Annotated in this window: 20 protein-coding genes; 2 read left to right on the top strand and 18 right to left on the bottom strand. The window is 58.7% G+C overall.

Annotated elements, in window-relative coordinates:
- Nucleotides 1–5 precede the first annotated feature (5 nt).
- From GT019_RS21045 to nrdI, 5 genes are all read right to left on the bottom strand, one after another.
- Nucleotides 6–1019, bottom strand: a complete 1014-nt coding sequence (locus tag GT019_RS21045) for a UDP-N-acetylglucosamine 1-carboxyvinyltransferase (RefSeq protein ID WP_328804010.1) — start codon at nucleotides 1017–1019, stop codon at nucleotides 6–8.
- Nucleotides 1006–1818 (bottom strand): DeoR/GlpR family DNA-binding transcription regulator, encoded by an 813-nt coding sequence (locus GT019_RS21040; RefSeq protein ID WP_161745163.1) that lies wholly within the window; start codon nucleotides 1816–1818, stop codon nucleotides 1006–1008. The genes GT019_RS21045 and GT019_RS21040 overlap by 14 nt, the downstream gene beginning before the upstream one ends.
- A 187-nt stretch (nucleotides 1819–2005) precedes the next feature.
- Nucleotides 2006–2968, bottom strand: a complete 963-nt coding sequence (gene nrdF / locus GT019_RS21035; protein WP_161745279.1) for a class 1b ribonucleoside-diphosphate reductase subunit beta — start codon at nucleotides 2966–2968, stop codon at nucleotides 2006–2008.
- A 40-nt stretch (nucleotides 2969–3008) separates the two neighbouring features.
- The gene (nrdE, locus tag GT019_RS21030) at nucleotides 3009–5093 is read right to left on the bottom strand and encodes a class 1b ribonucleoside-diphosphate reductase subunit alpha (protein ID WP_161745162.1); all 2085 of its coding nucleotides are present in this window, start codon (nucleotides 5091–5093) and stop codon (nucleotides 3009–3011) included.
- Entirely contained in the window at nucleotides 5080–5439 is a 360-nt protein-coding gene (gene nrdI / locus GT019_RS21025; protein ID WP_161745161.1) for a class Ib ribonucleoside-diphosphate reductase assembly flavoprotein NrdI, read from the bottom strand. The genes nrdE and nrdI overlap by 14 nt, the downstream gene beginning before the upstream one ends.
- Before the next feature lie 417 nt (nucleotides 5440–5856).
- Here nrdI and GT019_RS21020 point away from each other — a divergent pair, with 417 nt between their 5' ends.
- Entirely contained in the window at nucleotides 5857–6681 is an 825-nt protein-coding gene (locus GT019_RS21020; protein WP_161745160.1) for a DUF2332 domain-containing protein, read from the top strand.
- Between the two features lie 83 nt (nucleotides 6682–6764).
- On the opposite strand, the gene GT019_RS21015 is transcribed toward GT019_RS21020, so the two are convergent.
- Nucleotides 6765–7658, bottom strand: coding sequence for a helix-turn-helix domain-containing protein (locus GT019_RS21015; protein WP_161745159.1), 894 nt, complete (start codon nucleotides 7656–7658; stop codon nucleotides 6765–6767).
- A 267-nt stretch (nucleotides 7659–7925) separates the two neighbouring features.
- Between GT019_RS21015 and cysC the strand changes: the two genes are divergently transcribed.
- Nucleotides 7926–8537 (top strand): adenylyl-sulfate kinase, encoded by a 612-nt coding sequence (gene cysC / locus GT019_RS21010; protein WP_328804008.1) that lies wholly within the window; start codon nucleotides 7926–7928, stop codon nucleotides 8535–8537.
- A gap of 69 nt (nucleotides 8538–8606) precedes the next feature.
- Here cysC and GT019_RS21005 read toward each other — a convergent pair whose 3' ends face one another.
- The 12 genes from GT019_RS21005 to GT019_RS20950 all read right to left on the bottom strand — a co-directional run bounded on the left by GT019_RS21005 (nucleotide 8607) and on the right by GT019_RS20950 (nucleotide 23011).
- On the bottom strand, nucleotides 8607–10409 hold the full coding sequence (locus tag GT019_RS21005) for an ABC transporter ATP-binding protein (RefSeq protein WP_161745158.1): 1803 nt from the start codon (nucleotides 10407–10409) through the stop codon (nucleotides 8607–8609).
- 13 nt (nucleotides 10410–10422) lie between these two features.
- A complete protein-coding gene (locus GT019_RS21000; RefSeq protein ID WP_161745157.1) occupies nucleotides 10423–11358 on the bottom strand; it encodes a phosphoenolpyruvate carboxykinase (ATP) in 936 nt (311 codons plus the stop codon).
- 103 nt (nucleotides 11359–11461) lie between these two features.
- Nucleotides 11462–11602, bottom strand: coding sequence for a paeninodin family lasso peptide (locus GT019_RS20995; RefSeq protein WP_161745156.1), 141 nt, complete (start codon nucleotides 11600–11602; stop codon nucleotides 11462–11464).
- A gap of 27 nt (nucleotides 11603–11629) precedes the next feature.
- Nucleotides 11630–13570: an asparagine synthetase B family protein gene (locus GT019_RS20990; protein WP_161745155.1), complete on the bottom strand. Its 1941-nt coding sequence runs from the start codon at nucleotides 13568–13570 to the stop codon at nucleotides 11630–11632.
- 158 nt (nucleotides 13571–13728) lie between these two features.
- Entirely contained in the window at nucleotides 13729–14847 is a 1119-nt protein-coding gene (locus tag GT019_RS20985; protein ID WP_161745154.1) for a nucleotidyltransferase domain-containing protein, read from the bottom strand.
- Between the two features lie 46 nt (nucleotides 14848–14893).
- A complete protein-coding gene (locus tag GT019_RS20980; RefSeq protein ID WP_161745275.1) occupies nucleotides 14894–15316 on the bottom strand; it encodes a lasso peptide biosynthesis B2 protein in 423 nt (140 codons plus the stop codon).
- A 43-nt stretch (nucleotides 15317–15359) separates the two neighbouring features.
- A complete protein-coding gene (locus GT019_RS20975; RefSeq protein WP_161745153.1) occupies nucleotides 15360–15656 on the bottom strand; it encodes a lasso peptide biosynthesis PqqD family chaperone in 297 nt (98 codons plus the stop codon).
- Nucleotides 15653–16600 carry an HPr kinase/phosphorylase gene (locus tag GT019_RS20970; RefSeq protein ID WP_161745152.1) on the bottom strand — a complete coding sequence of 316 codons (948 nt, stop codon included), beginning with the start codon at nucleotides 16598–16600 and terminating at the stop codon, nucleotides 15653–15655. Before GT019_RS20970 ends, GT019_RS20975 begins: the two co-directional genes overlap by 4 nt.
- Before the next feature lie 103 nt (nucleotides 16601–16703).
- Complete coding sequence (locus GT019_RS20965; RefSeq protein ID WP_161745151.1) at nucleotides 16704–16841, bottom strand: paeninodin family lasso peptide; 138 nt, start codon at nucleotides 16839–16841, stop codon at nucleotides 16704–16706.
- A 34-nt stretch (nucleotides 16842–16875) separates the two neighbouring features.
- Entirely contained in the window at nucleotides 16876–18816 is a 1941-nt protein-coding gene (locus tag GT019_RS20960; protein ID WP_161745150.1) for an asparagine synthase-related protein, read from the bottom strand.
- On the bottom strand, nucleotides 18813–20066 hold the full coding sequence (locus GT019_RS20955; RefSeq protein WP_161745149.1) for a sulfotransferase family protein: 1254 nt from the start codon (nucleotides 20064–20066) through the stop codon (nucleotides 18813–18815). Before GT019_RS20955 ends, GT019_RS20960 begins: the two co-directional genes overlap by 4 nt.
- An 8-nt stretch (nucleotides 20067–20074) precedes the next feature.
- Complete coding sequence (locus tag GT019_RS20950; protein WP_161745148.1) at nucleotides 20075–23011, bottom strand: chitobiase/beta-hexosaminidase C-terminal domain-containing protein; 2937 nt, start codon at nucleotides 23009–23011, stop codon at nucleotides 20075–20077.
- Nucleotide 23012: the final 1 nt, after the last annotated feature.

Raw genomic sequence — 23012 nt, 5'->3', positions numbered from 1 at the left:
CCGCATCAGCTGATAGGCATGATTGAACCTTCCGGATAAATGCGCTCGCCGATCAGGCTTCTGCCGCCGGCCTGCGTCAAAAGCGCGGTTAGCGGCTGCTGCAGATCGGTGGCGAAGCCGGGGTACATCGCCGTCCGCACCCTCGTCGCCCGGAGCATTCCCGCATACGAAGCCGTCATCGAATGTCCGTCCGTTTCGATCTCCAAGCCGATCTCGCGAAGCTTGGCGACGCAGGAGGACAAATGTTCCGGGATGACGTCTTGGACGGTCACGCTTCCGCCCGTCGCGCCGGCCGCCATCAAGAACGCGCCGGCAATCAGCCGGTCCGGGATGACGGTATGGGTGCACCCCGTCAGGGACGATACGCCCTCGATGCGGATCTGATCGGTACCCGCTCCGGTGATTTTCGCGCCCATGCGATTCAATAGATTCGCCGTATCCGCCACTTCCGGATCGCGCGCCGCATTGAGCAGGACCGTATTGCCTTTCGCGCGAACGGCCGCAAGCATCGCGTTGATCGTGCCGCCGGACGTGATCATGTCGAAGTAAATGGTCGCCCCCGTAAGCTCCTTGGCTTCGACCGTATAGTAGCGGTCGTAAAAGGAAAACGTGGCCCCCATCATCTTCAATGCTTTGATATGCTGGTCCATGGGACGGCTGACGAAGTCGTCCCCGCCCGGGTAGCCGACGGTGACGCTGCCGAATTTGGCCAGCAGGCCGCCGACGAAATAATAGGCGGCCCGGAACGAGGAAGACTTGACCGGTTCCAGCTCCGTTCGGTCGATGCGGCGCGGATCGATTACGATCGCGCCGTCCGGCCGGCGTTCGAAGCGCAAGCCGATTTCGGCGCCCAATTCGTAAATGACGCGCAGGTCGGCGATATCGGGAATGCCGAATAGCGTAACGGGCTCGTCGGACAGGCATGCGGCCGCGAGCAGGGCGAGCGAACTGTTTTTGGAACCGGATATTTTGACGCTGCCTCGCAACGGCGAGGATCGTTGGACTTTAATCGCCTTCATGGTTGACTCCTTCGCTTGAAAAATCTTCGTCCGCGACGACGACGTCGACGTTCTTGCTTTCGAATTCCCGAATGGCTTTCTCGGAAACGCCTTGATCGGTAATTAACAAATCGATCTGATGAAGCGGAATCGTGGCGGCAAACATCCGGACGCCGACCTTCTCGTGCGGCGCCAGGCATATCGTCCGCCTGGACGCCTCCGCAACCGCGCGCGTGAATGCCGCGCCTTCCGGCGTAGACGTGCTGACGCCGTTCAGCGCGACCCCGCCGCCCGTAATGAAGCCGATATCGAAATTGTACTTGCCGATCGTCTCCAACGCGATCGTATCGATCATGCTGTCTCCGATCGAACGGAGCTTGCCGCCGATCAAATAAGACTCGATCTGCGGCTGATTCCGAATCCATTCCGCGATCGTAAGCGAGTTCGTGATCACGGTGAACGGAATGTCGGCCGGCAAATATTTCAACATGCCGTAGTGAATGCCGGCGCTGCCGATAAACACGGTGTCGTTCTTCTGGATGAGAGACGCCGCATACTCGGAAATCGCATTCTGATGCGGGGCGCCTTCCCCGTAACGGATGGACCGGGGCTGGGCGAAGGTGCGCACCTTGGGCGGGAGAGACAGCGGTATGGCGCCGCCGTAGGTTTTCTGCAGCAATCCTTGCTCTTCCATAATGGTCAGGTCGCGTCTGATCGAATCGATCGAAAGCTGAAACTTGCCGGCCAGGTCCTTGGCGATGATTCTGCCCTCTCTGGCAAGCAGGTCCAAGATATGCTGCCTTCGTTCCTCCGCTAACATTACAACCCCTCCATGGCGTTGGCTTACGTGGTCTACTCACATCGTATTCCGTATTATTCATTGTTGTCAATTTCTTATTCGGTCTTTTTAACGTTTCTTAATGTTTTTTCATGATTCGGATCCGCCCATAAAAAACAGGCCAACCGGCAATGGCGGTTGACCTGTTAATAGAAGAGCTCCGTCGTGCTTAGTCGAAGATGAAATCGCGATCGTTCAGCGGCTCGACGTGGATCGTCCGCACGTAACCGTTCCCCTTCTTGGAGAAGAAATCATGCTGCTTCGTCTTCGTGCTGATTCCGTTGAATACGATCGGGTTGATGTCTTCTTCGGGGAACGCGGGATCGAGACCCAGATTCATCATCGCTTTATTGGCATTATAGCGAACGAAGGTCTTCACCTCGTCGACCAGGCCGACCTCCCCGTACAATTCCTCGGTGTAGGCCATCTCGTTCTCGTGCAGGAAATGCAGCATGCCGGCTAACGTATCGCTCGCTTCGCGCCGCTCTTCCCCGCCCAAGCCCGCGAACGTTTCCTGCGCGAGCACGCCGACGTAAACGCCGTGGATGCTCTCGTCCCGCAGGATCAAGTCGATGATCTCGCCGCTGCTCGTCATCTTGCCCTGGCCGGACAAGTATAACGGATAGAAAAATCCGCTGTAAAACAAGTAGCTTTCCAGCAGCACGGAGGCCGCCATCGCCAGATAGAGGCTTTTGCCCGACGTGATGTTCTTGTAGTAGCGGGAGATTTCCTCCGCCTTCGTCTGCAGGAGCGGATTGGCTTCCACCCAGCGAAAGACCTCGTCGATCTCCTCCGTCGTCGCCAGCGTCGTGAAGATGCTGCTGTACGATTTGGCATGGATCTGCTCCATCATCGCCATGAATCCGAGCACGGCCTTGCGCTGCAAGCCTTCCACATGCTCCAGGATCTTGGGCATGCCGACGCCCCCTTGCACGGTATCGAGCAGCGTCAGCCCGCCCAGCGCCTTCATATATAATGTCCGCTCCGCGTCGCTCAGCTCGAGCCAAGACATCTTGTCGTCGGACAGCGGAATCTCGTCGTCGGTCCAAAACTGCATAATATTCTGATTCCAAAACATGCTCGTAAAATCGTCGTCGGGACGATTCCAATTTACGGCTTTCATCGCGCACATGCGTGCCATTCTCCCCTCGTCGGCCCAATCGTCCTCCGGATCACACGGCGCAGCTGATGCATTCCTCGACGGAAAGCATGTTCGTCCGCGTGTAATAGAGCGACTTCAATCCCTTCTTGGCCGCGTAAACGTAGTACCGGGCAAGCTCCCGGGTCGAGACGTCGCTGTTGACGTGCAAAATCGTCGAGATTCCTTGATCGACATGCGTTTGAATCTCGGCAATGAGATCGATGACCTTGAACTGGTTCATCTGGTAGGCCGACTTGTAATAGAAGAAATTGTCCTTGCTCAAGTAAGGCATCGGATAATAGGTCGTCGAATTCGCGTACGTGCGCGTCTCGATCGGCTCGACGATCGGCATCACGCTGCTCGTCGCGTTCTGCACGTACGAGATGCTTTGCGTCGGCGCGACCGCCAGGCGGTAGGCATGGTACAAGCCGTCTCGCTCCACCAGCGCCTGCAGCGCGGCCCAGTCGTCCGGAGTCGGAACGTCCATGCCGGCGAAGAGCGCCCGCGCCTTCTCCGTCGACGGCCGGTAATCCGTCTGCTTGTACCGCTCGAAATATACGCCGTTGGCGTAATCGGAGCGCTCGAAGCCGGCGAAGGTCCGCCCTTTCTCGCGGGCGATCTCCATGCTGGCTTCCAGCGAGTAATAGTTCAGCATCATGAAGAACGTCCGGGCGAAGTCCAGCGCTTCGGCGCTCTCGTAGGCGATGCGGTTTTTGGCCAGGTAGCCGTGCAGGTTCATGGCGCCGAGACCGACCGAGTGCATCTCGTCGTTCGCCTTCGCGACGCCGGGCGCGTTGTCGATGTTCGTCATGTCGCTGACGGCCGTCAGCGCGGTGATCCCTTCGTGCACGGACTCGCGGATCTTGCGGAGATCCATCACGTTGACAATGTTCAGCGACGCCAAATTGCAGCTGATGTCGCGGCGAATGATGTCCGCTTGCCCGTAATCCGTTATTTCCGACGTCTCCTGGAATTGAAAGATTTCCGTGCACAGATTGGACATCTTGATCGTGCCGATGCCGCCGAGGGCATGTCCGCGATTCGCGTTCGAGCGGTTCATGATGTAAGGATAGCCGGATTCCAATTGAATCGTGGCGATCTTGGTCAGCATGTCCCGCGCGCCGAGCACGGCCTTCTTCTTCACGCGGGGATCCGCCAGCAGCGTATCGTACATCCCGTCCATGTCCATGTCGTCCAGATGCTCGCCGTAGGCTTTCAGGACCGAGTGCGGTCCGAAGACGTGCAGCGGTTCGCCGCGCTCCGCCAATTCATAGAACTTGTTCGGCACGATCAGGCCGATCGACAGCGTCTTGAGGCGCGTCTTCTCGTCGGCGTTGATTTTCTTGCTGTCCAGGAACTCCATGACGTCCCAGCCGAAAATGTTATAGTAGCCGGCGCCCGAGCCTTTGCGCTGTCCCATCTGGTCGGCGTAGGAGAATGCGTCCTCCATCAGCTTCAAGACGGGCATGATGCCTTTGGCCGCCCCTTCGACGCCCTTGATCGGCTCGCCGCGACCGCGCAATTTGGACAAGTTGACCGCGACGCCGCCGCCGATCTTGGACAGCTGCATGCAGGTGCTGAGGACGTAATTGATCGAATTCAAGGCATCGTCCATCTCGAGCAGGAAGCACGATACCAGTTCGCCGCGGCGGCTCTTGCCGGCATTGAGGAAGGTCGGCGTCGCCGGCTGCACGCGCTGCTCCATCATCGCCCCGGCCAATTTGATCGCCGTAGCGGCGTTGCCCCGGCCCAGATGAAGCGCGACGATGGCCACGCGATCCGGATAATGCTCCAGATACAGCGACTTGTCGTCGTTCTTCACGGCATAGTCGGTATAGAATTTCGATGCCGCCATATAGGATTGGAAGCGGAAATCGCTGGCGTGCGTCAAGGCGTATACCTCGTCCACTTCTTGCGCGGTGTACCGCTCGTAGACGTTCTCGTAGTAATCGTGCTCGATCATGTACCGGACCTTCTCCGCCGTGCTCGCGAACGTCAGGCTTTTGCCCGCGACGTCCGACATGAAGGCGTCGACCGCCTCAAGGTCCTTGTCCAATTGAAAAAATCCGTCCGCGTCCCGCTGCATCAATAGATTGTTGAGCTCAATATGCCGCAATGGTCTTCACCTCTCTCAGAAAGTTTTCGACGTCCCGGCCGGTGCCGGCCAACTCGAACTTGGACAGCACGGGCACGCCGTACAGGCGGGCGATATGATCCGCGCTCTTCGCGAAGCCGTCTCCCCAGTTCCGATTGCCGCTGGCCGATACGCCGAGCATATTCCGATGGTTTTTTTGAAGGAAAGACAGCACCTTCGCCGGCGGGCTGCCGAACCCCGTCGTATATGTAACGAGCACGAACGGATCTTCAAGCACCGTCGAATCTTCGATTTGAACCGAAGGGAGATCGATTTTTTGGATAAATCGCTTGACATTGCCCGTCCGCGAATCATAAGCGATCAGCATGATAGATTTCTCCTTTGCCTAGTAAGCAACAACAACTATATATAGAGTGTATTTAATAATCTATATCAATATATTGTGCTTGTCAAACAAAATAACGCGTCCACTTGTGACAGATTCCAAAACGGTCCGGCCCCGTTGGCGGAGATCCCCCATGCAGCCTGCAATGGCGCGGAAAAAAGATGACTTCGCATGGAAGCCATCTATCTGCGAAGCTATGAATGATGAAGACACATCACGTGAGACTGGCTGGAGAATGAGAACTTGAAGAAGGGAACAATCGGATGGATGCCGCGAGGTCGATCATCCTCGGCATTAACGATAAAATTAATCTATAATAAGAACAAAATATAAAAATTCCATTTATCGATTGCCGCGTATATACGACGGATAAATCCGAGGTTTAAAGGAGGTCCGCGCATGCATCCGTTATCGGACGTATTCCGCCGTTACGCCGTTTATCACTTCAGGACGTCCAGTCCGCTGTACGAATGCCTTTCGCTCGCCGCGGCGGACGATCACGGGCTGCTGGAGCTCGCCGCCCAGGCGGGACCCGGGCAACCCCAGCCGAATATGCTTTCCGGCGCCGTTCATTATTTGCTCCTGCGCGGCGTAGATCATCCGCTCCGGCATTTCTATCCGAGCCTGACGAGCAACCCCGGCGATCCCGCGCTCGCGTTCGCGCTGTTCAAGGATTTCTGCCGGGCGTACCGGGACGCGCTCCTCCCGCTGCTGCGCGGCAACCGCGTCCAAACGAACGAGGTGAACCGCTGCGCGTACCTGTATCCCGCCTTTTGCCGGATCTATCGGCAAACGGGCAGACCGCTGGCCCTGATCGAAATCGGCGCCAGCGCCGGGCTTCAACTGCTCTGGGATCAGTACTCGTACGCTTACGGAACGGGCGAAGTCTACGGCGGCGCGTCCGCCGCACTGCATTTGAGTTCTGAGCCGCGCGGCGGGATCGTGCCCGCGTTCCTCCGTCAGCTCCCTCCGATCGCCGACCGCGTCGGCATCGCGCTGCATGTCGTCGACCTGCAGCGCGAGGACGATTATGCGTGGCTGCAAGCGCTCGTCTGGCCCGAGCACCGGGAACGCCGGCTCAATCTGGAGAAAGCCGCGGGCTGCTTGAAGCGCCGTCCGCCGCGACTGATCGAAGGCGATGCCGTCGGGCTGTTCGCCGGCACGGCCGCGGCGATGCCGGAAGATGCAGCGTTAGGCAAGGAAAAATCAGGCAGGCAAATATAGTCATGGCAAAACAAAAAGGCACGGATTCATCATCCGTGCCAATGGCCGTGCCTGGAACGACGGGCCCCGCGCTCCGATGCCGCTCATTCTTCGAGCTCGTCGCGCTGGACCGGCTTCGAGAGCGAGGTGCCGGTGAACCGTTTCCGGTAGGACAAGGGCGTGATGCCGACATGGTCGGCAAAGGAACGCGAGAAATGCGGCGTCTGCTTGAAGCCGGTCTCGTCCGCGATCCGCGAGATGGGCCAGTTCGTCTTCATCAGCATCAGCTTCGCTTGATCCATCCGGTAAGAGAGCAAATATTGCTGCGGCGTGCAATCGAACACTTCGCCCATGCAGCGCGCGATATAATTGGGATGCAGGCCCATCGCCTCGCCGAGCTTGCTGTTCGTCACGGTCGTACGGAAGTTCATCTTCAAATAGGCGGCCGCTTCCTCCGCGACCGAGATCGGCGCTTTGGCGGCATCGCTGCGCCAGCCCTCGTCGAACAGCTGCAGCAGGTGAAGGAACCATTGCTGGCGCTGCCAGAACGCGGCATGCGACGTGCCGAGCGCCGCGTCGTGCAGCTTGCCGAACAAGGAGATCGCTTCCTCCGGATACGCCACCGTCATCGTCTTGGGCAGCCGTATCGCGTAGGAATAATAATCCCCGCGAAGCGAGCCGCAGCTGCTGCCGTCGTGCTCTTCCCACGGGCCGGCCGTCTGGAAATGCACCCAGTCGAAGACCGTGTCTTCCGAGCAGGGCCGGGTCGGGTAATGCCACAGATCCGGCCGCAGGATCAGCATCTGTCCGGGTCCGATCTCCCAGGAGCTGGATTCCTCGCCGACATGCAAGGTGCCGCTGTGAACGAAAAGCAAATCGAACACGCCGATGTTCCGGCGATTCGGATGCTCGCCGCCTTTCGGATACGTTCCGCGATTGGACTCGATGAAATAAGGCAGCGGCGGAGATAAAAAGGTAAGCAGCGGTTCGGACGACAAGCTGAAAGCCTCCCTGTTGATCTGAGCGAAAGTAGTCGTGTTGCCCGTTTATTTTATCAGACATATCCGGCGCGAGGAATACTAAAAATACGCCATCCCCGTAAAATTTCCGGGAACGGGTCCACGGAACGAAAACCTCCGGGAGGACGACCGGTACGGAAGCCCCAATCTTGCGCGAGGCGGCCCTATGACCGGAACTCTATGATAGAATGGAGAGGGATTCGATAGAATCGCGACCAATCACGACATCGCAGAGGAGCTGGAACCGTGCAGCATAAAAGCAGCCATATCTCGTGGCAGAACTCCATGATCGCCAGGCAGGACCGTCAACTCAGAAATCGTCACAACAGCTGTACGCTCTGGTTCACGGGCCTCTCCGGCTCGGGGAAATCGACGCTCGCGTTCGCTTTGGAGCAGGCGCTTCACTCCCGGAACATCGCTTCCTACGTCTTGGACGGGGACAACATCCGGCATGGCCTCAATCGCGATCTGGGATTCTCGAGCGACGACCGGAAGGAAAACATTCGCCGCATCGGGGAGGTATCGAAGCTGTTCGTGGACGCGGGCCTGATCGTCTTGTCGGCATTCATCTCGCCGGACGAAGGAGACCGCCTGATGGTCAAGGAGATGTTTCAGCCGGGCGATCATATCGAGGTCTACGTGAAATGCTCGCTCGCGGAATGCGAGAAGCGGGATCCGAAGGGATTGTACAAGAAGGCAAGAAGCGGACAGATCAGCAACTTCACGGGAATCGACAGCAAATACGACGTTCCCGGCAGCCCGGATCTGATCATCGATACGGAGCATATGACGGTCGACGAATCGCTGGCCGCCCTGCTCGCTTATTTGGAGGAACGGAACTACCTCGCAAGCCCTTGACGGCATCAATGCCTCGGCCCGGGGATCGTTACCGATGATTAGTGGATGGATAAATGAAGAGGTGCACGCTTAGGCGTGCACCCCGGCTTGAAACTCCAACAGTTTGCTGAACGTCCCCTTGGTGTCCGCGGAGAGCTGCTGAAACCCGCCCCGCTGGATCACCTGCCCGTTCTCCAGGACCAACACTTGATCCGCGTTGCGAATGGTCGACAGCCGATGGGCGATGACGACGATCGTCGTTCTGCCCTTCAGCCGATCCAGCGCGGCTTGGATCTTGGCCTCGTTCTCGCTGTCGAGCGCGCTGGTCGCCTCGTCCAGGATCAGAATCGCGGGCTTCCTCAGGATCGCCCGGGCCAGCACGATCCGCTGCCGCTCCCCTCCCGACAGCCTCACGCCGCGGTCTCCGAGGACCGCATCCAGCCCCAAGGGCAAATTCCGCACGAATTCGGCCGACGCCGCGAACTCCAGCGCTTCCCACATCTGTTCCTCGCTTGCCTCGGGCGAGGCGATGAGCAGATTTTCCCGGATGCTGGCATGGAACAGAAACGGATCCTGCGAGACGTAGCTGACCGAGCGCCGCAGCGAGAAGCCGTCGTCATGGGCAAGGCTTTCACCGTCGACCAGCACTTCCCCTTCCTCCGGCTTGATCAGCCCGATCAGGATATCGATCAACGTGCTCTTGCCCGCGCCGGATTTGCCGACGATGGCCGTCATGCTGTTCACCGGGATCGACAGGTTAATGTTCCGGAGCGCGTAGGCGGAGCCGCCCGCGTCGTACCGGTAATGGATGCCGCGGCATTCGATGCCTTGCTTCATGCGCACGCGGCTGCCCTGCGGCACGCGGTCGAGATCGTCGAGCTCCCGCGCTTGCGCGCAATCCCTTTGCAGGTCCGCGAGGCTCTTGAAGGCGGGCAGCGATTGCGCGATCTGCTCCCAGTTCGCCTGCAGCGTCGAGAACTTCGGCCACAGCCGGGAGAAGATCACGATGATCAGCACGAGCTTCTCGGCCGGGATATGGAAGACCTCCAAAGACAAGAACACGAACAGCGAGATGAGCACGGCGGAGGCCACCTTGTAGACGTACTGGGAGGCCGATTGCGTCTTTCCGAACTGCACGAGATTGGTTTCCATTTTCTCGCACAGCGCGCGGAACCAGGTCAGGTGCTGCGCTTCCGTCATGTTGCTCTTGATATCCTTCATGCCGTTGAAATGATCGGTCATCCCGCCGATATAATTTTGCGCCAACTCCGAGGTTTCATCCCCGATGGATTTCGACCGTTTGATGAATTTGCTCGAGTAAAGCGCCACCGCCAAACCGCAGATCAGAACCATGGCCGTCAGCTGGACCGATAGCCACAGCGCAAAGCCAATCTGAACGGCGGTGAACAACAGCGTCGTAATGAGGCGCAGCGCGAGATACGTGCTCATGCTGACGCGCATCAGCTCGTTCGTCATGACATGTGTGAAATCAGATCTTCTGTTTCTCAGAAAGAATGCCCAATCGGCCTGCAGCAAGCCCTTGTAGATGTCCACGCGCAGGTATCGGATGAAGCCGTGTTGAATTTCCAGGTTCAAATTGGTTTGCTTCCGCTGCATGAGCGCCTGACCCGCAATCAGCAGAATGAAGCCGCCAAGCAGAACAGACAGTCTCGCCCGTTCCGGAACGGCCTGAAGCGGCTCCACCAAATACGAGACGAACGGAATTCCGCTCGTATCCAGGTGAAAAATTCCGATCAAGCCGAGCGCGGGGACAAGCAGGAAAATGCCGATGCCCTCCAGGAAACTAATGAGCGTCATGCCGACCAGATTGACATAAAGTTTAAAGCCGGCAAATTCGCGCAGTTTATTGATATAAATCAGCAGATGCTTCATTTCCGATCTCTCCTTATCCGTGCGACGTCTTCGCCCGTTCATCTACCGCATCCAGAATGCGGTCTACCAAATCGTCAACCGTAAATCCCGCAGTCGGCCTTTGCAATTGGTACATGCGAATGCGATCGACGATCGCTACGGAGGTAGAGAAATGCCATTGCTCCAGCCCCATCCGATGAACCAGGAAAGGGCGGTACGTATGATAGCGGACCTTAGCCAGCCGCTCCAGTCCCTGAAGATGGCGCAGCTCCGCCGCTTCCTTGTCCGACTTCACAAGCTCGAACACCCCTGCCAGAGGGACAGGCTCCGTGCAGAACATGGACGCTACGGGCACCGCGTATTTGGTCTCGTACAGCGGAAGATAGCGATCGGCACGCATCCCGAGCTTGTCTATGCTTTCCTGCCAAAGCTTCTGCTGCGGATAGGCGGGAATGACGAAGGGTGCTTTATCGCGTTTAAGCGTTACGGCAATGACATCATCCGTCAGAAGCGGGAAGCCGCGCTTCAAAAACGCGGCGGCGAGGGTCGATTTGCCCGCGCCGGATTCGCCCACGAATGCATAGGCGCACCCGTTCATGACCACGGCGCTTCCGTGAAGCGGCAGCAGCTTGCGCTGGAACAGCAGCGCGCCCATGCAGCTGCCGAGCAGGTACAGCCGGACGGCGGTTTCGCTGGCACCGGGCGCCGGAGAGAACGCAATTCGGTTTCCTCCCCGTACGCGGTAAATGCCCGTGCCTTCAATATTCAGCATGAATCCGTCGTCGTCGAAGGCATAATAATCGTCGTTGTCGCGTCGCTCTTCCCAGGCTCGAGACAAGTCTTCCTGATTGATATGCACATCCGCTTGTCCGACCGGCTGCGTTTCCCGCAGCAGCTCCGGCAAGGCGAGTTCGCTTGCTATCGTAAGCCCGAAGGCTGTATAGATGTTATGTTCGGCAGCAGGGTTCATTTTTTCACCTTTTTTCCCGTAAAATCAAAATCGGCCATGAAGAGGCCCTTATACGCATTCCTTCGCATAAGGGCCCTGTCGCTCATTCATGATTCATGGACATTTACGATTCGTGCGCATGACCGTTATTGTGGCCTTTGCCGTTTTTATCCGGGAATACCCCGTTCGGCCCGCCCATCGTCATACTGACGTCGAGCACCTCCAACGTCGGCTGCTGCCATTCTTTCGACGTTTGCTTTTCCATTGCTTTCACCTCCTTAATAAAGTAGCGTTAGGAGAATTGCCGCAGAAACCGCCATGCGATCAATGCCCGCATCAACAACCGCGCATCCGGGTCGTAAGCGTACTCGGGCTTGGGGGCATGGCCGATTTTCGCAAGCGATGTCTTGATCTGATCCACGTTCAAGTAATGGGAGGCGACGGGATCCCGGCAAAGCTTCCGCACGTCTTCGGTAAAGAAGCGCCATGACGGGATCATGCGATGTATCCAGTCCGCCCCTTGCACGCCGCGAATACGCTGGTTCAACCGTATCTCATCGGGCAAATACGTTTCGGTCGCCCTTCGGACGAGCGAGCGGTCCATTCCGTCTTGAACGTACTGCTCGATCGGCACGGACAAGCAAAAACGAACGACTCTCGGGTCCGCGGTCGGGTCCCTTTCCCATACGCCGTAACGCAACGAAAACTTGGTCACGGATGTGCCTTGATGGTTAGAAGCGGCCAAATTGCCGAATTGATAGTCTCTCGCCTCGAACTCGTCGAAGGGGAAGCTCTCCAAGCCGACGTCGTGACGGGCGAGCTTATCGAAAACATTCGTGTTTGCCGCAAAATCCGGATGGATGAGATGCGGAGCATCGTTCTTCGACCTCCGGGAATAGAAGGATCGGGTCGCATAGGGAAAGGCTTGTTTGCCAATAGCGGGCAGCAGCCTGGATCTGCCGATGTTCATTCGTCTGCCGTACTGTTTGAGCTCGCGGAATAAATGCACCCAGCGCAGCTTCTTTAACAGCCTGGCGTAGTAATCCATGGCCGGCCCCCAGGAAATGGAATAATTCCCCCTCGCCCCGGTCAAAAGCACCCCTATCCCGTCCTGCTGCGCCCGTTCAAGAATTCCTTTAATCCAGAACGAATTCTCGAAGAATTTATAAGGCGCTTCCAGCAGCCCGATCAAATCGTCGATTTCCCCATATGAATGCCGTCCCTGAAAATCAAGGCCATTGTATGCGATATTGCCTACATGCCTGATCGCGGCCTGAATGTAAGGACGTTCGTCGGCAACCATCCTTCGCGAGGTCCAATCCACGAAATCAGGCGCGGGAACGTAACTGTAGGCATGAAGGGACTTCCCTTCCTTAAGCAAGGGATTCGCGGCAAAGCCGGCGACCGCGCCGGAGTCCAGTCCTCCGCTTAAGCTTGCGCCAACCTTCCGGAATGTCCGAAGCTTCGAGGCGACGGCTTCTTGAAATACGTCGCGGAACGCTTCCACGTATTCGCCGTTTGTTTTCAGCTCCAGACGCTTTCGCGGCGCTTCCAGCGCATCGTACTGCCCCAGCGCCAGCTTACCGTCCTCGATGGCAAGCCAATGTCCCGGAGGGATTTGCCTGATACCGCGGTAGACCGTGCCGCTCACGTCGATGGAATCGAGAATAATGGGAATCGCCAGAAATTCCGCAAACCAGGACTCGTTCAGCGCCTTCTTGACGCCTGAGAGCTCGAACAACGGATTAATCGCCGTGCAAAAGGCGAACTGCCGCTCATGCCGGCTGTAATACAGCGTGCGGCTCCCCAATAAATCGCGGGCTCCGAACAGCCGGCTTTTCTTTTCGTCCCACAGGACGAAGGCGTAATCGCCGATTAAATAGCGCGGAGCATCCTTCTCCCATTTCCGGTACGCCAATACGATCAGCTCGCTGTCCGTCATCGCCTTCCGCCGCTCGGCAGCGACCTGCAGCCGGGAAAACAATTCTTCCCGGTTGTCCAAAATCGCGTCCGCGGTGATGGCCAGCCGGCTGAACCTGTCGTAATAAGGCAAACGCTCATGAACCGATTCCGGGGTAATCCACTGAGCATGGCATCCCAGAAATACAGATCCTTCTTGCCAGGTCCGAATGTCGTCGGCCGGGTATATTTGCAAAGCATGCATAAGACTCTTCGTATCCTCTATCGGCACAGACTCATCGTCGAAACATAGAATGCCTGCAATTGCGCTCATCTTATCCTCCGGTGCATCTTGTCATCAGCCGAGCGGCATCGCGCCATCATGTCCGCCGGCGAAAGTGCCGTCGACATCTTACTTATAATATTTCGAATATTAACGCAATTTTAACGGGGTCGTCCGGGAGAAACCGCGACTTTAGCGGGCGCGGCCCTCTAGGCACCCTGCTTCATCTGCCGCCATAACCACACGAACGGCCGCAAAGGAAAATACAGAAAGTGCAGCGATTTCGGAAGCGGCAGCGCCTCCGTATCCCGAAAGCTCGGGTATAGCTGGCTGATCATGTACACCGACTTTTGCCGGTTCGTCTTCAGGGCGAATAAATAACGCTTGTACGTTTTTTCCAATTCTTTGTAGCCCGGCCCGGGCGTGAACGAAACGATGTCCCGGATGAAATAGAGCGAACGTTCCGCCAGCTCACGCGCATGCCCGCCCGCGAGCATCTGCTTTGCCTCCTGAGGAACCGGGGTATTGAACAGGCTGGATACGAGCATCAGCGCTTGGCCGCCCAGATGCAGGCATTCGTAGCGGCGCATCAGCGGAATAAGCATGCCGTAGTCCAGGCTGCGGCGCATCATCCGGTCGATATCCGCCAGCCAGCGGAGCCGAAACCAGCCGTGGCGGGCGCCGTGCGACACGAGATACATGAAGAGGTCTTCGCTGCCGAGCAGATAGATCTCCTCGCGCGAAAGCGGGCTGCGCCTTCTCCGCGCCCAGAGTTCCTCGAACGGCGGTTCCTTCCCCATGTCGGAATTGAGCCGCCAATGAATTTCCACCTGGATTCTCGTCTGCGGATGCGTGAAGGAGATATGATGCGTCTTCCACTTCCAGTTGAACACGCGCGGAACGTTCGAATCGCTCTCGTAGCCGAGCGCCAGCAGCAGCTTCTCGGCATGCTCGACCTCGCCCGTCGGAATGAGAATGTCCAGGTCCTTGGACGTCCGGAGCGAGAGATCCCCGTACAGATCCTTGGCCAGCACCGGCCCTTTCAAGACCAGCGGGGGGATCCCGCTCTCCCGAAGCGACTTGCATACCCGTTCCATTTCCCCGCTCAAGCGCAGCATTTGAAACATATTTTGCATGAAATCGGATTGAAGGACTTGCAGAACATCGGCAGGAATCAATTCGCCGGCTTTCTGATCGGCATACAGCTTCGGATAGACCCGATGATGCCGGGCCAGCTTCACGAATTGATTCCAATCGATGTTCGGCAGCGATGGGTGAACCGATTGCCCCGCTGGCGTAACGGCGTCCGTCCGCATGAACGCCAACATGATGTGCAGCTCCTCCGGAAATGCGCTTAAATCAAGCGTACAATCGTTATCCATAATCAGCACCTTCCATCCTCTCCGTGCGTTTCACGGTCCCGAAAGCGGCGACCATCGTGAACATCCCCATCTCCTCGGCTCCGGTCACGTAGAACGGACCGCTCCGCAGCCAAGCGTGAGCGACCAGCTTTCCTGCCGGGTCCCTTGCCGTTCCCAAATACAGCGTGCTGCCGATCTGCCGGCGCTCCAGCATTTTTTTGGCGGCGATCGCCCTGACCAGGCACTGGCTTTCCCAGAACGTATGGCGGCTCATGATCCGGACCGCCTGGGTTACCCGACGGATCGCGTGCTCGTCGGCCGGCTCGCGCTCGAACGGCGTTTCCAGCATGCGCCTCCCCAGGGAAGGCGCGATCCGGGAGAACGGCATCGCCTTCATCATGCGCGCCACGCCTAGGTAAATAAGCGCTTCCAGCATGAGACGCTTCTTCTCCCCCGGCAGCGACAGAAACTTCGACAGCTTACCCTTCACCGTTCCGAACCTCGATCAGCGCTTCCTCCTGCAGGTTCTTCAGGAAGGCGGCGACCTGTTCCTCGCAAGCCGAGCGATCGACGTCGTATTCGGAGACCAGCTCGTCGACCAGGCTGCTTACCGGAATCGGCGAGGCGATCAGCTCCCATACTCGGCCTCCGACCGCGCCAAGGTTGAAGTATTTCCCGGAATTCACGGAGAACATGACCTTCTCCCCGTTCATGTCGCTGACGACGCTTCCTGCCGATTGAACGACCTTTTGCCCGCCGTGGATGGTTTTCGTCATTTGTTATCTACCCCTTCTCTTATGATGTGGATGATCGCGGCTGCCAAGCTATTGACCGTGAAGACTTCCGGCGGCCTGCCGAGCTGGTGCATGTCCATCCGTTCGGCAAAGCCCGCCGCCGTCTTGAAGTGCCACGTCTCCAAGCCGAGCCGATGGATGAGCCTGTTCCGGTACGTGTGGACCATCATGACGCGCAGCCGCTCGAGATTCGGCAGCCGGACGACGCTGATCTCGCCCCCGCTTGATCGGAGCAGCTCGAACGCGCCCGCGAGCGGAACCGGCTTCTCGCAAAATCGCGCGGCCACCGGAACGGCGTATTTGGTCGTTTCCCGATAAACCGGGCGATAATTCCCGTCGTTCCGGTTCATGCCGAGCCGATCGAGGCTTTCCTGCCACAGCTTCTGCTGGGGATAAGCGGGCGCAACGACCGCCGTCCCGTCGTTCGCTTGCGTAACCGCAATGACGTCGTCGCTTACGAGTCGATAGCCTCCGCTGACGAACGCGGCCGCCAAGGTCGATTTCCCCGCGCCGGAGTCGCCCAGGAACGCATATGCTTTGCCGTCGATCTCGACCGCGCTTCCATGCAGCGGCAGCACGCCCCGGATCATCAACAACGCGCCCATGCAGGTACCCAGCAAGTACACGCGCACTTTCTCCGGATCCGCTCCCGCAAGCGGGCAAACCGTGATCTTGCGGCCGTCCTCGATGCAATAGAAAGCCGTATCCGGGATCAAAAACAGAAACCGGTTCTCGATGCGCGCAAAATTGCTGCCCGCGTTCTTCAGTACTTCGAGCAAGCCGTCCGGACTGCCCGTCGCGATGGCGACGTCCGCGTCCGCGCCGTTCTCCGACGAAACGGATAAGGGCAGTTCGGGCAGCGGGATGTCGCTCGCTATCCGTAAGCCGAAGGCCTTGTAAATCGTTTGCCGTACGGCAGATATCAATTCGCTTCGCCCCTTTCGTCCGTATAAAAAAAGAAGGTGCCTTATACAATCCGGAAACGGATTGTATAAGGACACATGAATCAAAGCGAGCTTTAACGCGAACCTAGCTCGGGTTGTAGATGTCCATGTCGTCTGTCGTGATGAAGTCGATCACCGTATTGCCTTTGCCGTACATCGTTTCGCTTACGTTCAGCGCCTCCAAAGCAGGAGCCGACCATTCTTTTTTCGCTTGGTTTTCCATGTGTTTTCACCTCCCTTCAAGTGTTTCGCGCGCCTTACGCCATCCGCTTCAGGAACCGGTAAATGATCAGGCTGCGCATCAGCATCCGCATCTCCGGATGGAACGCCTGCTCCGGACGGGGTTCCCCGCCGAGCCGCGAGAGGGCTTCCTTGATCCGGCCGACGTGGAGATAATTCGACGCGACGGGATCGGCGCAAAGCCGGTGCAGCTCGTTCTCCAGCGATCGCCACGCCGGGATGATGCGGTGCACCCAATCCGCGCCCTGAATGCCCCGCACGCGCTGGTTCAGCCTGACCTCGTCGGGCAAATAATGCTTCGTCGCCCGCCGGATCAGCGCCCGGTCCAGGCCGTTGCGCACGTACTGCTCCACCGGCACCGAGAAACAGAACCGCACGACCCTGGGATCGCAGGTCGGGTCGCGCTCCCACGCGCCGTAGCGCAGGGACAGCTTCGTGGCCGACGAGCCGTTCTTGTTGCCGACCGCCAAGCTTTGCAGCTTGTCCTTCCGCAGCTCCAGCGGGTCGGTGATCGCGGAGCCGTTCGCGCCGAGCCGGCTTTCCTGCAGCTTGGCGAACACGTCGGTACGCTTGGCGAAATCGGGATGGATGAGCATGCCCGGAATCTCGCTCCCGGCGTCCGGGGCCGCATGCTTCGCCAGCATGGGGAATGCTTCCTTGCAGATGACGGAGAGCAGCCGCGAGCCGGGGATGCCTTTGTTGGCGCTGTACAGCCGGAGCTCCCGCATGAACTGCAGCCACTTCATCTTCCGGAGAAGCAGCGCGTAATAGTAGACCGCCGGTCCCCACGAGATCGTGAAATTCCCGCGCGCTCCGGTCAGCAGCACGCCCGCTCCCTGCCCGCCGGCCTGCTCGTACATTCCCTTCAGCCAGAAGGAGTTCTCGAAGAACTTATAAGGCGTCTCCAGGATGTCCAGCCAATCGTCCACTTGCGACATCGGGCTGATCCCCTCGAAGTCCAGGTAACGGTCCGTGATGTTCCCCGCGTGGCGGACCGTCGCTTGGATGTACCGGGTCTCGTCGGCGGTCGCGCTCTTCGGCGTCCAATCGGCGAAGTCGCTCGTCGGGACGTAGCTGTACGTATGCAGCGACTTCCCTTCGCCTCGCAGCGCACGGGCCGCGAAGCTGGCGACCGCGCCCGAATCCAGGCCGCCGCTGAGCGTCGCCGCCACATGGCGGTGCGTCCGGAGTCTCGACTTCACCGCTTCCTCGAATACGTCCCGGAACGCTTCCTCGTACTCGCCGTCCGACTTCAGCCGCAGCATCTCCTTCGGCTCGAGCGATCCGTAACCGGACAGCGACATCTTCCCCTCCGAGACGATGAACGTATGCGCCGGCGGCACTTGATGGATGTGCCGGTACGGCGTCGATCCGACGTCCGTGGCTTCGTACATCTCCGGGATGGCCATGAACTCCGCGAGCCATGTCTCGTACAGCTCCTTCGTCACGTCCGGCAGCGCGAACAAGGGCGCCATCGTCGTGCCGAAGGCAAATCGCCGGTCATCGCGATGGTAATACAGACTACGGTACCCGAGCAGGTCCCTGGCGCCGAACAACAGCCGCTGCTTCTCGTCCCAGATGACGAAGGCGAAATCGCCGACCAGACGCTCCGGCGCTTCTCGCCCCCATTTGCGGTAAGCGAGCAGGATCAGCTCGCTGTCGGTCATCCGCTTGCGCAGCGGCGAATGAACCTGCAGCAGCTCGAATAATTCCGCGCGGTTGTCGATGATCGCGTCCGCGGCGATCGCGAGCCCGTGCTCCGGATCGCAGTAGGGCATCCGTTCGCCGACGGACTCCGGCGTGATCCACATCGCGCGGCAGCCGAGGAAGACCGGGCCGTCCGTCCAGCTCTGCACGTCGTCCGCGGCGTATGCCTGCATCGCGTCCATCATCGCTTGACCGTCCTCGAAGCCGGCATGCTGCCCGTCGAACCGGAGCAGTCCGGCAATCGCGCTCATTTCTTGCCTCCGCCGTTGGTCAAGTAGGACGAGGCCAAGGACGAGAGCCGGCTGCCGAAGGGAATGAGCGATTTCAGCCGATTGATCTTGCGGTTCATCGTATCGAGCCGCGATTTTAACTGCCGTTGCTCCATGGCCCCCATCTCCAGCCGCTTCTCGAGCGCCCGGATGGTGATCTGCAGCTGCAGCGTGTCCGGTTGAAGCCGGCTTTCCGCGACCGGCTCGCCGCGTCCCGGCAAGAACAACCTTCTTCCCGGGGCCGGCTTGGAGGTCATCGTATAGCCCTCCTCCCATCCGCGCCCCGCCGCGTCCGTCAGCTGCTTGGCGCGAAGCGCGAGCAGCTCTTCGTCCGGCTCCATGCCGAAGCGCACGCCCGTCAGCTTCTCCGCCTCTTCCAGCTGTTCGGCATAGCCGAGGTCGTGGAAGATCCGCGCCCCGAGCACCCGGACGTACAGCTCGATCTCCCGCTTGTCGAGCACCTCTTTCCAGATGGCGACGGAATCCTGATTGGGCGCCGTATGGTTCGCCACGAACGGATCGCCAACCCCCATGCTGAAATACAGATCCGACTTGGAGGTGTTCATCGCGTTGCCATACGTCTCCATGCCCGCCTCGTAGTCGCGGCCGAGGAACCGGCACACTTCCGCCAGCTGCGTCTTGGGATCGGCCACCAATTTCTCGTAATGCAGCCGATGCGCATAGGGGCTGTCCGTCGAGAAGTAGTCGAAGTACCGGAACAACCCGACGGTGAGATCGGCGATCTTCATGTCGAAGGCCGGATTCCGCAAGCCCTCCGCCAGATCGAAGCCGTTGCCGCCCCTGTGCTTGTCCACCTTCTTGTACGAGGAGAGCACCGCGAGCGGGTTCCGGATGAGCCAGATCCGCTTGGATTCGGGAAACAGCGCGTCCAGGAATTCCAGCAGATAGTAGTACCGGGGAGACTTGTCGATGACCAGCTCCGCGCCTTCGCTGCTTTGCAGCAAGCCGTTGTACACCTGAAGCGCAAATGCCCTGCATGCGTCCTCGAAGGTTTCATGCGGCAGGACGCCATTGTAAAATTGGTTGATGATGCCCGTTCCGCCGTACGCCCTGCGCTGCGGCGCGAGCAGATCGACCAGGCTCATCAAAAACCACATTTCCTGCGTGGCGAACATTTTGCTGTGATTTTGGAGCATCACCGTTGCCAATGAGCTGCCGCTTCTCGGCGTGCAGAGCAAGAAGACCAGATTGTTGCCGTTCGAATCGACCAAAGCACCCTTCACCCTTTGCTAAAATCGTAGTAGAACTTCGCGCGCTCCCCGAGCATCACTTTGTAAATGTCGTAATTCGTGTCCATGATGCCCTGCAGATAGTCTTTGTACGGACGATCCGCCACGTTGACGAGCCCGGAGTTGTAATGCTCTCCCCATTCGCCCTGCCAATAGCGGCCGAGACCGGCTTGATCCACGTAATTGAACAGATGCGCGCCGACGATATAAGGCAGCGTCGCGACGCCCTCCACGTAGTTCCGGTAGCGCATCCCGCGCTGGAATTGATTCGACGCCGAGTTCGGAAGCAGCGGATTCAGCCCCTGCTCCCCCGTGCCGTAACCGAATTCGCTCAGCAGGATCGGCGTGCCGCCGGACGTCTCGTATACATCCTGCAGGAGGTCGGCCTCGATCTTGTACGAATAATAGTTGATGCTGATGACGTCCACGTATTTCCCTTCCGTTTTCGCCAGCGGATCCCGAAACTTCTCGTTATGGAAGGCCGTCGTGATCCAACGGTCCCCGAGCAGCAGGTGGTTGGGGTCGTACTTGCGGTACAGCCGCGAGACGGTCTCGAAAAACGTATCCAGGTAATAGGCGAAGAAATCGTCCATGTCGCGCCAGGACGCCGACGTAATGATCGGCAGCTCGGCTTCGTTCATCTCGTCGAACGAACGGAACTTCGTTTTCCACGCGGCGTTGAACGCCTCGATCGTCCGGTATTCGTCTCTCAGCCGTTCGACCAATTTCCCTTTGATGGCGGCGGAGCTCGCCTTCAGCTTCGGCACGTTGGAATAAAATTTATGGAAATCGTATTCGTTGTCGATGAAGTAGCCGATCAGCATCTTGTCGTCCTTGTGCGGCGTCAGCGCTTTGTCGAACGCACCGTCGATCTTGGCCTCGGCGTTCGGCGCGAAGATGTCGAAGATCGAGATGCCGTCGAGCTTGGCGAAGCTCATGCTGCTGAGCGGAAGCATCCGCACGTAAGGGAACTTGCCCTCTTCGCCGTACTTCTCGGTCGAATAGTTGCCGATGCCGTTAAAGCCCCAGTCTTGCAGCCGCGCGATCGCTTGCGAGTAGACGGCATGCTCGGTCGGGAACACCCCGGTCTTCCGGAATACGTTGGCCATGTAGAAGGAGAAATTGTCCTTCCCGCCGACGAAAGCGCGCTTGTAATCGCCCTCGTACGGAGGAATGAATTCGAATTTCTGCTCCCGTCCCTTGACCATCGTGTACGTCTCGTTGGCCGTGACCCCGTTTACCGCCAGGCTGAAGTAGAGATTTCCTTCCGGCGTCGTCAGGACTTTGCGGTCGCCGAGCTGCTGCACCGCGAAATAGCCCGTCTGCTTCAAGCCGTTCTTCTCCGCGCTGCCGGCGAGTCCGCCGTAGCCGTCCCGATCGGTCGGCGGCGTGAGGCTGCCGTAATAATCGGCGTCTTCCTGGGCGTCGGCGGCCAGCTCCGCGTCGCTCTTCACCTTCCCGGCGAAGTTCGCGTTCTTCATCTGGCCGTACTTGTCGACCAGGATATCGCTGCTTGCGTTCACCGTGAATTTGCCGATCGGGCTCGGCAGCAGGCCGTCCTTGACCGAATACGTTTCCAGGACGTTGTAGCCCGACAGCTCCAGCGGCGTACTGTACGGCAGGAAATCCGCCCCTTTGTTCAACCGGTAATAGATGCGCGCGCCCTGCGTGTCCGTCGACAGGGTCGCCTTGACCTTCGCGTCCTTCTCCGAGGAAACCAGCTTCACCGAAGCCGTGTTCCGGTTGAGCACGACCTTGGACACCTGCGGCGACCAGGAATTGGCCGATCCGACCAGCATGATTTTCAGATATCGCGTCTTCGCCGGCAAGGATGATCCCTCGAACGCGTACGGCTGCCAATTGCTCTCCGCATAACCGGCCGTGCTCGCTTCCGCGGATATTTCCGTGTACCGCTTGCCGTCCGTCGAGGCGAAGAAACGGTGGTTTTCGACCGGAACGCCGGTGAAGAAGCTGCTGTATACCGTGAAGGTATGGATATCGTAATCCGTATGGTACACGACATAACCCGGTCCCATCGCGGATCGCGAGATCCGGCTTCCGTCATTGTCGAAGTAGCCGGGATCGTCCTTGGCGATATACAGGTTGGAACGGCTGTCGACAAGCTTGAAATCGTCGAGCGGATCGACCATGCCGGCAGGCGCCGCATCCGTGGCGGCCGGCGCGTACTGATAAGTGGATACCATGCTCGCCGCCGACTTGCCCGAGCTCGAGTGATTCACGGCGGTCGTCTTCAGCAGCAGCTTGCCGAGCACCGGAATCGGATTGCTGTAATGCTTGCGCGTCAGCGACACCCGGGGATCGGTCCCGTCGGTCGTATAATAGACCGTCTCGCCTTCTTCTCCCCTGATCAGCATCACCATGCGGCCGTAAGGCACCGTGCCCGACGGCACGCTGGCATCGACCATCGAAGGACCGTTCAGCACGACCTTCCCGATCGACGGCGCTTGGTTGATGCCGAGGCCCGGGTACGTGATCTTCAGATACTTCGTGCCGGCCGGCAGCCCCCGCGATTCGTACACGACGGTATTCCCGCCGCTCTCATGGATATCCGGCGTGATCGTCTTGTACGTCTTGCCGTCGCCGGATATCGCGATCATCGGATGGTCGTAATTGCGGCCGGCCGCGTAGTACCCGTAGATCGAGAACGAACGCAAGTAGTTCTTGTCCGGCGTCCGGTAGACCAGATTCTCGCCGGGAACGCCGCTCGGCTTCACGCGCGACGGGTCCAGGACATCGCCGGGCAAGTTTTGCAGCTTGAGCGTGCCCGAATGCTGAAACACCTGGTTCCAATTTTCAAGGGCATCGACTTCGATTTCATAAGAGGGAGGGACGGCATCTCCCAACACCGGCGCAGGAATCAGCGCCAGCACGCCGAATGCAAGCAGGCCCGCTAATTTCTTGTTCACG

Source organism: Paenibacillus glycinis, from assembly GCF_009909185.1.
GTDB lineage: Bacteria > Bacillota > Bacilli > Paenibacillales > Paenibacillaceae > Paenibacillus_Z > Paenibacillus_Z glycinis.
This window is presented reverse-complemented; position numbering and strand designations above follow the sequence as displayed.